Here is a 12,766-nt window from a genome sequence, read left to right on the forward strand (position 1 = left end):
TATCATTTTACTATTCTTTATGGTTGAAGAGGATACTGGGATTACTGGTTAATAAAAACTATGGTAATGTATATGCGCAAACAGAAAAAAACACGCGTAATTTTTTACGCGTGTTTTTTTAAAATTCTTTTTCTAATTCTTTTTCCCATCATTAGGTTTAGGTGGGGGCGGGGGTGCTATCGTAGTATTATCGCCTCTTGCGGGAGGTGGTGGCAAAGTCTGCTCGCCTGCAGCCGTGCTGTCGGTATTAGTATTCTTACCATCTTTACCTTTGCCGTCTTTATTATCCTTGCCATCCTTACTATCTTTTGTTGCAGAAACTGTTGACAGTTTAGTAGGCTGAGTACCTTCAACGAAAATCTCACTGCGACCGTCCTTATTATTAGGATCGTTTACTAGCAGACCATCTTTAGCTGAGACTCTGGCAGCTATGATGCCAGATGGTTTGACAAAATCACGCGCCACATATTTGTCTGCAACACCACTCATAAAACTTTTCCAAATACTAGCAGGGATTGTGCCGCCAGTAATGCCGTTTAAATAATCCGGATTATCACAACCCAGCCAGACAGCGGCCACTAAATCAGGAGTAAAGCCCACAAACCAAGCATCCTTATAATCACTGGTTGTACCTGTTTTACCAGCAGCCGGGCGGCCAAAGTAAGCACCTGTACCTGTGCCATTGGTCATAACTCCCTTCAGCATATCGGTGAGAAGGAATGCACTGCGTTCATTAACAACGATTTTTTCTTTCGGAACATATTCCTCAATTACTTTGCCATTGCGATCAATTACCTTGACAATGGCCGTAGGCTCAACCCGAATGCCGCTATTTGCCAGTACCCCATAGGCGCTGGCAATTTCCAGCGGGGTAACGCCCCTGGTAAGACCACCTAATGACATGGCTAAATTCCGGTCATTAGTATTACCATCAAGTACTAGCGTAGAGATCCCCATCTGCTGCGCATAGTATAACGTTTTATCAATACCAGCTTGTTGCGCCAGCTTAACAGTAACTACATTCAACGACTGTTCAAGTGCAGTTCGCATTGTTACCGAACCACGAAAACTGCGATCATAATTCACAGGCGACCAGTTGCCAAAGGTAACAGGGCTATCAGTAATAACACTCGCTGGTGTAAAACCACTTTCAATAGCTGCTAAATAAACAAATGGTTTAAACGCCGAACCTGGTTGACGTTCTGCTAAAACGGCCCGGTTAAATTGATCATTGCCCCGACCACCAACCATTACTTTTATATGACCATTATGTGGCTCAATGGCGACAAGTGCTCCCTGCGGTTGTTTAATACCATTCTCATCTGTTTTCATTGTTGGCAGCTTCTTCATGGCTTCTTCTGCCTTGTTTTGCATTTCAAGATCTAATGTTGTATATACTTTAAGACCATCTTTATATACGGCATCAGCACCATATTTATCAATAAGAACTTGTATTACATAGTCAGTAAAATACGCAGCAGGTGTAGTAGTGGTTTTTGGACGGGCAGCTAGTTTAATTTCAGTTGCTCTTGCTTTAGCAGCCGAAAGAGAATCAATATAGCCATATTTGACCATTTGTTCAAGCACAATACCTTGTCGTTCTTTAGCTGCTTTTAAATTGCTTGCAGGTGAATAATAGTTAGGACTTTTCGGTATACCGGCAATCATAGCACATTCAGCTAAGTTTAAATCTTCGACATTCTTGCCAAAATATATTTGCGCTGCTGTCTGAACCCCATAAGCACCTTGCCCAAAATAGATGTGGTTCATATACATTTCTAGTATTTCTTCTTTGCTATATTGCCGCTCAATTTGTAATGATAAAAATGCTTCCTGAATTTTACGCTTGATTGTTTGATCTTGAGAAAGTAAGGCATTTCTGGCGAGCTGCTGGGTTATCGTACTGCCGCCTTCAGAAATTCCCTTGTCTGTCAAATTAGACCAGACAGCACGCAAAATACCACGAGGATCAACACCACTATGTTGATAAAAACGGGCATCTTCAGTAGCAATAAAAGCATGCTGCAGATTTTTTGGTACTTTATTGATAGATGCCGGTAGACGATTCTCAACCGAGTGAATTGTGGTAATAAGTTTTCCATTAGCATCAAAAATTTGGGAAGAAACGGCGGGGCGTATGTCGCCTTTTAAGCTGGGCATGGTATGAATACTAGCAGTTATAAAACCCAATCCGGCCCCCATCACCATAACCAAGAACACGAGAGTCGCAATAATCGCAAATCTTCGGGAATTTTTCTGGGAGCGTCGCCGACTAGTTTCTTGATTTTCATTATTTTTATCTTGCATACTTTCATCCCCTTACAGATTCAATCATAATGACACTTAAAAAATGTTTTGAGCAGATTTAAAGGATTTGATTCGCTAACCATTATATCATAAAAAATCTAATGATAGGTATTTCTTTGTTTGCAATATTAAATTTGTTATGTTATAATGCAGCTAAAAATGGTAATTTTTCCTATTAAAATTTACATATGTTTTAGCTATTGATATAGTATTGCTGAAATTGACAATGTGGTCACTAATATATTAAAATAATGGAAAGTATTGCGGGTTTACTCCCGTCCCCGAACTAGGGACGGTTTTATTTGTCTTTATTTACCAGTGCTTGAACCCGGTCAATGAGGAGGATTTTAACAATGTCTGTATTAGATGTTCTCAGGGAACGAGGATTTATTCAGCAACTAACGCACGAAAATGAAATCGCGGAGTTATTGGATAAAGAAAACATTACTTTTTATATCGGTTTTGATCCCACTGCTGATAGCCTGCATGTCGGGCATTTTTTGGGAATGATGGTGATGGCTCATATGCAGCAGGCCGGACACCGTCCTATTTGCCTCATCGGTGGTGGGACGGCGATGGTAGGAGATCCTTCTGGCAAAGCTGACATGCGAAAAATGTTGACCGCAGAAATTATCAACCATAACGGCGAGCGGTTTAAAAGGCAAATGCAGCGGTTTATTGATTTTTCCGAGGGCAAAGCATTGATGCTGAATAATGCTGACTGGCTATTAAAACTTAATTATGTAGAGTTTCTGCGAGATATCGGCGTGCATTTCTCCGTTAATCGCATGTTAACTGCCGAATGCTTCAAACAGCGGATGGAAAAAGGCTTGTCATTCCTGGAATTTAACTATATGCTGATGCAGAGCTATGATTTTCTGGAACTTAACCGTCAATGCAACTGTATCATGCAAATGGGCGGTGACGACCAGTGGTCCAACATCTTGTACGGTGCAGACCTTATCAGGCGTAAGGAAGCTAAACCTGCTTATGGGCTGACCTTTACTCTATTGACCACCAGTGATGGGCGAAAGATGGGTAAGACAGAAAAAGGCGCTCTCTGGCTGGATGCTGAAAAGACTTCCCCCTATGATTTTTACCAATACTGGCGCAATGTTGATGATGCCGATGTAGAAAAATGTCTGGCCTTGCTAACTTTCTTGCCAATGGAAGAAGTTCGGCGACTGGGTGCTCTTAAAGATAAAGATATTAATATTGCCAAAACGACACTGGCCTTCGAGGTGACTAAACTAATTCATGGACAGGATGAGGCTGAGAAGGCTGAGCAGGCTGCAAAAGCATTGTTTGGCGGAGCAGGGAATTTGGATAATGTTCCAACTGTATCGATAACTACTGATAGTCTGGGTGCAAAGCTAGTAGATGTTCTTGCAAGTACAGGAATTGTTGCATCCAAAAGCGAAGGGCGGCGATTGATTCAGCAAGGTGGACTCTATATTGGTGATACCAAGGTATCTGATCCTGACTTGCTCTTGACAGCTACTCTATTTGAAAATAATAATCTCCTTATCCGTAAAGGAAAAAAGAATTATCATCGTATTGTCATAGAATAGTATAAGTATTGGGAGTCGCGGAAGCCTTAAAGTGATTGTACCCCCATAAGGTGGTTCGCGGTAACCCTCGTAACCCCTCGGCCTTTGCCGGAAAAAGCGTTCCGCAGGAGAAAAGCCGGGCGGTATTCCGTTAAAAAATCCGTACTGTTTGAGCGTAGCGAGTTTACGGATTTTAGGAATATCGCCCGGCTTTTCAGCTTTTGGAGGCGTTGGGCCTAGACCTTTTGAAGTCATATCAATTTTGGGGTCGAGTTCTTAGCTCAAAAAGTATCGACCTTATGCCATACTTTAATTATACAACATTGTTTTCGTTTATGGTGATGCAACGCCAAAAGTAAAAGGCTTTCACCTTGTATTCCATTGACCAAATATCTATGTGTGCAAATCCAAAGAACCTAACTATCGTAATTCAATATAGCATTTCAACAAATTAAATTATAATAAATCAAATATTTAGTAACCAATAACCATCTTTGACCATATATATAATCAACCGGAGAAAGAGTAACAGGAGGAGGGGGAGAAATGCGGTTTTCTGTTCGACGCAGACGCGTAATACCACTCTTCCCATTAATAGCAGCTGTTTTGATAATTTTAATGGTGTTCTTTTTCTGGAGGATGGAAACGCATTTAAAACCAACTCTCATGGCTATTGCTGAAACAAGGGCAACTCGAATTGCAACTCAAGCCATTAACAATGTTATTAATGAAAGAGTAAGTCTTACTGTTGATCCCAAGACACTGGTAAATGTTACATTGGATGAACATGGACGAGTGGTACTTATTCAACCTAATACGATGGAGTTTAACCGATTAGCCGCAGACACTACCATGAAGGTACAGGATGCGTTGGAAGAGATAACTGAAGAAAAAATCAATATTCCGATTGGTCAGGTATTAGGCAGTCAGATGCTAGCCAGTATGGGACCTAAAATCACGGTTACCATTATTCCTGTAGGCACAGTCCAGGTTAAAGTAGTTGATAAATTTGAACAAGCCGGTATTAATCAGACCAGGCATATGGTCTACTTGGCTGCTACCACGCAAATCCGTATTGTAGTTCCACTAGTAAGCCAAAGTGTTAGTGTCAACACACAGGTTCCTATCGCAGAATACGTTGTCGTTGGTGAAGTGCCAAATACGTATGTTCAATTTCCATTCCCGCTTGATAGTGACCTCCTAAGTGGAAATAATGCGGGTAGTGGTAACGGCAGTACTAAGAATTAATCCTGCTCTTACTGACGGTACTATATATTCGGCATTAAAAAGTTTCAGCGCCGGCGGGTGAAGTATTGACATAGTAGGGACAACGTGATATCATATGTAAATGTCGTCGCTATAATGAAATGAATCCCGAAGTAGTCGACATTGGCACATTCATGTGCACCGTTCCCTGAAAACTGAACAATGTAAGAAATGCATCAAAAAAGCCAGATGTGCGGTAGTATGTCGCTTGCGATATACTAAACCAAAACAATTTCTTAATAGCTTTAAAGAGCCAATTGGCTTTTCATAAATTTTTTTATGGAGAGTTTGATCCTGGCTCAGGACGAACGCTGGCGGCGTGCCTAACACATGCAAGTCGAACGGGGAGTTACTTGTAACTCCAAGTGGCGAACGGGTGAGTAACGCGTAGACAACCTGCCTCTAAACTGGGGACAACACCGCGAAAGTGGTGCTAATACCGAATGTGGTATCTTAGTCGCATGACTAGGATAAGAAAGGTGGCCTCTGAATATGCTACCGATTAGAGATGGGTCTGCGTCTGATTAGCTAGTTGGTGAGGTAACGGCTCACCAAGGCGACGATCAGTAGCCGGTCTGAGAGGATGAACGGCCACACTGGGACTGAGACACGGCCCAGACTCCTACGGGAGGCAGCAGTGGGGAATCTTCCGCAATGGACGAAAGTCTGACGGAGCAACGCCGCGTGAGTGAAGAAGGTCTTCGGATTGTAAAGCTCTGTCGTTTGGGACGAACGTGGAATGTGTGAATAATGCATTCTAATGACGGTACCAAAGGAGGAAGCCACGGCTAACTACGTGCCAGCAGCCGCGGTAATACGTAGGTGGCAAGCGTTGTCCGGAATTATTGGGCGTAAAGGGCGTGTAGGTGGATGTTTAAGTCGTGTGTCTAAGTGCGGGGCTCAACCCCGTATAGGCGCAGGAAACTGGAGATCTTGAGTGCAGGAGAGGAAAGTGGAATTCCCAGTGTAGCGGTGAAATGCGTAGATATTGGGAGGAACACCAGTGGCGAAGGCGACTTTCTGGACTGTGTCTGACACTGAGGCGCGAAAGCCAGGGGAGCGAACGGGATTAGATACCCCGGTAGTCCTGGCCGTAAACGATGGGTACTAGGTGTAGAGGGTATCGACCCCTTCTGTGCCGCAAGCTAACGCAATAAGTACCCCGCCTGGGGAGTACGGCCGCAAGGTTGAAACTCAAAGGAATTGACGGGGGCCCGCACAAGCGGTGGAGTATGTGGTTTAATTCGACGCAACGCGAAGAACCTTACCAGGACTTGACATTGAGTGAAAAGCTAAGAGATTAGTTCCTATCCTTCGGGATACACGAAAACAGGTGGTGCATGGCTGTCGTCAGCTCGTGTCGTGAGATGTTGGGTTAAGTCCCGCAACGAGCGCAACCCTTATCCTTTGTTGCCAGCGCGTAAAGGCGGGAACTCAAGGGAGACTGCCGCAGACAATGCGGAGGAAGGCGGGGATGACGTCAAGTCATCATGCCCCTTATGTCCTGGGCTACACACGTACTACAATGGGCTTAAACAAAGCGAAGCAAGCCCGCGAGGGTAAGCCAAACGCATAAACAAGCTCTCAGTTCGGATCGGAGGCTGCAACTCGCCTCCGTGAAGTCGGAATCGCTAGTAATCGCAGGTCAGCATACTGCGGTGAATACGTTCCCGGGCCTTGTACACACCGCCCGTCACACCACGAAAGTTGACAACACCCGAAGCCGGTGGGGTAACCAGCAATGGAACTAGCCGTCTAAGGTGGGGCCGATGATTGGGGTGAAGTCGTAACAAGGTAGCCGTATCGGAAGGTGCGGCTGGATCACCTCCTTTCTAGGGAGAACCGATTCGACGTTCGAAGGTCGACCTTCGATCTTCGACGATAAACACGAATCAACTTCCAGGTCGGTACATTTGGCAGATGCAAGACGAAAGATAGAAAGCTTGCCTTTTTCGAAAGTCGCAGGTTGAAAATCGATAGTCTAATACTCTTACATTGTTTGGTTTTGAGGGAATGCAAAAGAGAATATTACTTATTTTTGAAATAGTAATGTGGGGGTATAGCTCAGTTGGGAGAGCGCTTGGCTCGCATTCAAGAGGTCAGCGGTTCGAACCCGCTTATCTCCACCACATAATAAAAGGGTTTGCATCTCTGCAAACCCTTTTATTATGGTTTATATCCAGAAGAAGTTAAACTTCTTTTATCGTCTATTTCGTTTATCGAAACAATCTCTGCAGTACACAGGACGATCACCGCTAGGACGGAAAGGGACCTGGGTTTTTGCACCGCATTCAGCACAGATTGCATCATACATTTCTCTTTGTGGCCTACTACTGCCACTATTACCGTTGTACCCTCCTTGACGCTTGCGGGCGGCCCGGCACTCGGGGCAACGGCTGGGATCATTGGTAAAGCCCTTTTCAGCGTAAAACTCCTGTTCTGATGCAGAAAACACGAATTCGACACCACAGTCACGGCAGGTTAATATTTTGTCTTGAAACATGATAGATTCCTCCTTAGCAGTTTCCTGACTCAATCAATAATGTTACTGAATAGTAATATTATTGATTACAGTATAACACTAAATTTATTCTAGTCAAGACAATAGTTGTACAAATCGCATATTCATAATTTTAAAAGCGTCAATGACTTTAAGACGGGAAACCTGCTATAGTCATTGACGCTTTTTATTCTCACGCCGTATAAGCGTTGTAGATAAGCTATCGTATTATACCTCTGACTTATATACTCCACTTTATAACACTGCTTGCCCAAGTTAAGCCGGCCCCAAATCCGACGACTACGACAATATCATCTTTTTTGATATTGCCACTTCTAAATGCTTCATCTAATCCTATCGGGATAGAAGCAGATGATGTATTAGCGTATTTAGCAACACTAACTGCCACTTTGTCCATAGAAACTCCAAGACGTTTTGCGGCAGATTCTATAATGCGGATATTCGCTTGATGGGGGACAACATAAGAAATATCTGCAGGAGACATGTTAGCGTTAGCTATTGCTTTTAGTGCCGACGCACCCATAATTTTTACTGCAAACTTATAGACTTCAGGTCCGTTCATTTGTAAGAAGTGCTGCCGATTAGTTACTGTTTCCGCTGAGGCTGGTATCCGGGAACCACCTGCTGGCATATTAAGAAAACCAGCTCCAGATCCATCCGCACCTAAATTTACACCAAGAATGCCGTATCCAGGAAGGGTTTTTGCTACTACGGCAGCACCCGCTCCATCGCCAAATAAAACACAAGTATTACGATCAGTCCAGTCGAGTATTTTTGAGAGATTTTCGGCGCCGATCACTAATATCTTTTCATATAAACCGGATTTGATAAATTGACTCGCAGTAACTAAGCCATAAACAAAACCGGAGCAAGCTGCTGATAAATCAAAAGCGGCGGCTTTGGTAGCTTTTAGATTAGCTTGTACAAGGCAAGCAACTGATGGAAACAACATATCCGGTGTTATGGTAGCGACAATGATTAAATCAAGCTCATCGGCAGAGATACCAGCGTTATCCAACGCCCGCTTTGCGGCTTCTGTGGCTAAATCAGATGTAGCTTGGCCTTCTAAAGTAATTCTTCTCTCTCTAATTCCTGTACGTTCAATAATCCATTTATCAGATGTATCAACTTTTTGTTCTAATTCTTGGTTTGTCATAATTCTGGTAGGTACATATGAGCCGGTGCCTATAATACCAACACTTACTTCGTTCAATATAGTGTCCTCCTAGATAATTTTTTTAACTATAATAAGATTATACTACTTATTACTATGATCAGGCAATAAAATATAAATATATTAGGGTATGTATTAAAAAAATCTAACTCATTAGTGGCTTGTATACTCTCATTCAATAAATAATTTTTTATCTGTATCTCTTCGGTGAGTCACTTTAGGAAAACAGAGAGACTGCGCCAAATAACATTATTATATACAAACAGTCACTAAATATTCTTTCCAGGAGCAGGATTCTCCTTTGTGCTGCAGAATTCAATATTCAAGAAAAACACAATATAACGGTATTGAATATTAATTTAATTTTAGTATTGATAGCTAGTGTTTGTTTTAACCTAAAGGAGGAGAAATCATATTGTTGACTGTACAAAAACGCCTGATCGATTTCCTACTGCCCCATACAAAGCACGTAACAATTAGCGATGTACGCATCGGACTGGGATACACTGCCGTAAAGCTTGGCAGTGGTCATGGAGGAGTGGCATGGACACCGAATTCGTTGGCACCTTCCTGTACCTATTTTGAAAGCGCCGGAACCCTTATCGGGCGTCCGGTAAAAGAGTTACTGACAATGCTCGGCAACGAGGTGTCCGACTTGACGCGGGCGGTCGGTCTAGCGACGGCAAATGCTGTGCTTGCCTCGCTGCCGTCCCCCCCGACCTTGAAAGAAGAAGTCATCTCATCGCTTCACATTACTCACAATGACCGGGTAGCAATGGTTGGCTATTTCGGCCCGGTAATACCCCAATTGCGCAAGACAGGATGTCAGCTCGACATCCTGGAACTGAATAATAACCACAGCGATACGCTTCCTCCTGAAAAATCTGGCGACGCCCTACGCGCTTGTACCGTAGCCATCATTACCGGCACGTCGCTTATCAATGGAACCTTTGACGAACTGATTGCCGGACTGGGAGAGCCTCGTGCGGCCGTGGTACTAGGCCCTTCTTCACCCCTGTGCGGCGACGTCTTCCAGGATACAAAAATCACCCACGTCGCTGGATCACGGGTATGTGATACTGATGCCATACTACGCATTGTTTCGGAAGGCGGCGGCACTATGCTCATGAAACGGTATTTGGATTTCGAGACAGTGTTAACCAGACAAAACGAAAACGTCTAGGTAGCTCTACCAAGTAATCGAACCTGCAAAGTGGTTTCATTTTGCAGGTTTTTTACTATTACTATTTTCTGAGTTAATTTTAAAATAGATCTTTGCCAATTACTTTCTATTATGTTACAATATTGGCGATTGACTTAGCTGAGAGGAGTATTTTACATGTCAGGACATTCAAAATGGGCGAATATTAAGCATAAAAAAGGTAAGGTAGATGCCATACGCGGCAAAGTTACTACCAAAGTCAGTCGCGAGATTACTATTGCAGTAAGAATGGGCGGCTCAGATCCATCAGGGAATATGCGTTTAAAATTGGCATTGCAAAAAGCCAGAGAAAATAACATACCTAAAGAGAATATCCAGCGGGCTATTCAAAAAGGTGCAGGCGCGATTGATGGTAATAGTTATGAAGAAATAAATTACGAAGGATATGGACCTGGCGGGGTTGCTATTATGGTTGAGGCCATGACCGACAACCGTAACCGGACTGCTGCTGATGTACGGCATTTGTTTTCTAAATATGGCGGTAATCTGGGGGAAACTGGCTGTGTTTCCTGGATGTTTAAGCAGAAGGGGCTATTTGTTGTTGAACAAGATGAGCTTGACGAAGAAGAACTCATGCTCCTGACACTTGATGCTGGTGCAGAAGATTTTGAAGCAACTGACGGTGAGTTTGAAATAACCAGCCAACCAGACGCTTTTGAACAAGTTCAGGAAGAATTAGAGAAAAACAATATAAAAACTGTGGTTTCTCGGATTACGATGGTACCGGAGACTACCACTAGCCTAGAGGGCGATGAGTCAGTAAAGATGATGAAGCTTATCGAAGCCTTGGAAGATCTTGATGATATTCAGGAAGTTTACACTAACTTCGACATGCCTGAAGAGGATGAGGAAGAGTAGGAAAATCAAGGGTTTATAAGCATTTGATTAATGCTAACCTACATAAAGAAAGAAGTGAAAAGTAAGCAGGCTATTTTGGTCTGCTTACTTTTTTATACATAAATACTAATACCTTATACCATACTAAAGGAATAATAACCCAAAGATGGGAAGGGGATTATGAAAAGGAGAAATTACCCTTGTGTAGATAATATAAAAAAACTTTCAGCACATATGCCGAAGGCTTTAATCGCCGATACCCGGGAGAACCTGGACGCGCTCAAGCAGTTAACCGTCGAAAGCAATACAATTGCTGAAGAAATCAATCAAATTGCTCAAAAACTGATGATGCCAAACTCCTCTGAAAAAGCGGAAGCAATACCTGTAAGCAGGTCTCTTTTCAACAACCGGCAGGTGCTGAAGCATTTATTTGGTGACTGCATTGATGTAAGCTTCCGCGAATTTGTTATTGGCAAAGAGCAAATTTCCGCTATTCTTATTTTTATAGATGGTCTTGGGAGTAAAGATATCATTAACGGGCAGATCATGAAATCGTTGATGAAAATCCAGTATGCACCGGCGCAAGCCACAAGCCCAGAGCTTCTTATCAAGTTGATAAACAAAGTTTTTCTTGAAGCAGTTGAGGTTAGTGAGCTCATGACAGTTGGTGAAATCACCGATGCTGTGTTAACTGGCGATACCATTTTGTTGGTAGACGGAGCGGCTCAGGCCTTAAGAATCATTACCAAGGGCTGGCGAGGCCGGGATGTGGGCGAACCGGTTACCGAGAGTGTAGTCAGAGGTCCCCGGGAGGGTTTTACCGAAACCATTCGTACTAATACCGCCCTGCTGCGGCGTAAAATCAAGTCGACGGAGCTTAGGCTGGAAAAATATATTGTGGGGAGAATAACCAAAACTGAAATCAATCTCGCCTATTTATTAGGAACAGCTGATGCTAAAGTTGTGGCAGAAGTGCGCAAAAGAATCGAAAGGATTGATGTTGACTCAATTCTCGAAAGCGCTTATATTGAAGAACTAATTGAAGATACCCCTTATACAGTATTTCCTCAAATCGAACACAGTGAACGGCCTGACAAAGTGGCAGCCGCAGTCCTAGAGGGACGGGTAGCAATTTTAGTTGACGGCACTCCTTTTGTTTTAATTGTTCCCACCATTATGGTTCAGTTTTGGCAATCCAGCGAAGATTACTACGAGCGATATCCTGTCACTTGGTTAGTTCGCGTAATCCGTTTTGCTTTTAGCACCATAGCCTTATTGCTACCAGGTGTTTATGTAGCTATTTCCATGTATCATCAGGAAATGTTTCCTACTGCCTTGCTGATCAGTATCACTGGTGCCCATGAAGGAGTTCCCTTTCCGATTTATGTTGAGGCATTACTGATGGAACTTACCTTTGAAACTTTGCGGGAAGCAGGTGTACGCTTACCGCAGCCAGTAGGCCAGGCTGTCAGTATCGTCGGTGGTTTGGTCATCGGGGAGGCCGCTGTGCGGGCAGGGATCATCTCACCTGCGACCATCATTGTTGTGGCTCTTACCGGTATTTCATCTTTTGCCCTGCCGTCCTATAACCTTTCCTGGAGCCTGCGTATTTTGCGTTTCGTCTTCGGTTTCCTGGGATTTATATCCGGATTATACGGAATAATGCTGGGAATGCTTATACTGCTTATACATATCATCTCCTTGCGCTCTTTTGGCGTGCCATATTTTGCTCCTTTTGCTCCCTTTAAACTGCAGGACATGAAAGATGTAATGTTCAGGCTTCCCTGGTGGGCGATGACCGAAAGACCTTATTCCATTCCAACGAGTAACCGGCAAAGACAGAAGTTTTTTCTAAAACCCCGTATACCCAATGCCAACGATAAGTAGAT

Annotated in this window: 8 protein-coding genes, 1 tRNA gene and 1 rRNA gene; 7 read left to right on the forward strand and 3 right to left on the reverse strand. The window is 43.4% G+C overall.

Annotated features, from left to right (window positions below):
* Window positions 1–132 precede the first annotated feature (132 nt).
* Complete coding sequence (locus tag AC1ECB_RS06865; RefSeq protein WP_485668018.1) at window positions 133–2,307, reverse strand: transglycosylase domain-containing protein; 2,175 nt, start codon at window positions 2,305–2,307, stop codon at window positions 133–135.
* 353 nt (window positions 2,308–2,660) lie between these two features.
* Between AC1ECB_RS06865 and tyrS the strand changes: the two genes are divergently transcribed.
* The 4 genes from tyrS to AC1ECB_RS06885 all read left to right on the forward strand — a co-directional run bounded on the left by tyrS (window position 2,661) and on the right by AC1ECB_RS06885 (window position 7,252).
* Window positions 2,661–3,878: a tyrosine--tRNA ligase gene (gene tyrS / locus AC1ECB_RS06870; protein WP_485668019.1), complete on the forward strand. Its 1,218-nt coding sequence runs from the start codon at window positions 2,661–2,663 to the stop codon at window positions 3,876–3,878.
* Between the two features lie 525 nt (window positions 3,879–4,403).
* Window positions 4,404–5,105, forward strand: coding sequence for a sporulation protein YunB (yunB, locus tag AC1ECB_RS06875; protein ID WP_485668020.1), 702 nt, complete (start codon window positions 4,404–4,406; stop codon window positions 5,103–5,105).
* A gap of 294 nt (window positions 5,106–5,399) precedes the next feature.
* Window positions 5,400–6,955, forward strand: a 16S ribosomal RNA gene (locus tag AC1ECB_RS06880).
* A 221-nt stretch (window positions 6,956–7,176) separates the two neighbouring features.
* Window positions 7,177–7,252 (forward strand) — tRNA-Ala (locus AC1ECB_RS06885).
* A 71-nt stretch (window positions 7,253–7,323) separates the two neighbouring features.
* Here AC1ECB_RS06885 and AC1ECB_RS06890 read toward each other — a convergent pair.
* Together AC1ECB_RS06890 and AC1ECB_RS06895 are read right to left on the reverse strand one after the other, a co-directional pair.
* Window positions 7,324–7,626, reverse strand: a complete 303-nt coding sequence (locus AC1ECB_RS06890) for a zinc-ribbon domain containing protein (protein WP_021169997.1) — start codon at window positions 7,624–7,626, stop codon at window positions 7,324–7,326.
* Between the two features lie 238 nt (window positions 7,627–7,864).
* Window positions 7,865–8,857 (reverse strand): beta-ketoacyl-ACP synthase III, encoded by a 993-nt coding sequence (locus tag AC1ECB_RS06895; RefSeq protein ID WP_485668021.1) that lies wholly within the window; start codon window positions 8,855–8,857, stop codon window positions 7,865–7,867.
* 379 nt (window positions 8,858–9,236) lie between these two features.
* Between AC1ECB_RS06895 and AC1ECB_RS06900 the strand changes: the two genes are divergently transcribed.
* From AC1ECB_RS06900 to AC1ECB_RS06910, 3 genes are all read left to right on the forward strand, one after another.
* The gene (locus AC1ECB_RS06900) at window positions 9,237–10,001 is read left to right on the forward strand and encodes a Rossmann-like domain-containing protein (protein ID WP_485668022.1); all 765 of its coding nucleotides are present in this window, start codon (window positions 9,237–9,239) and stop codon (window positions 9,999–10,001) included.
* 156 nt (window positions 10,002–10,157) lie between these two features.
* Entirely contained in the window at window positions 10,158–10,898 is a 741-nt protein-coding gene (locus AC1ECB_RS06905) for a YebC/PmpR family DNA-binding transcriptional regulator (RefSeq protein ID WP_485668023.1), read from the forward strand.
* Window positions 10,899–11,057: 159 nt separating this feature from the next.
* Window positions 11,058–12,764: a spore germination protein gene (locus AC1ECB_RS06910; RefSeq protein WP_485668024.1), complete on the forward strand. Its 1,707-nt coding sequence runs from the start codon at window positions 11,058–11,060 to the stop codon at window positions 12,762–12,764.
* Window positions 12,765–12,766 lie beyond the last annotated feature (2 nt).

The sequence above is a fragment of the Sporomusa sp. 246TCP1 genome, assembly GCF_057319775.1.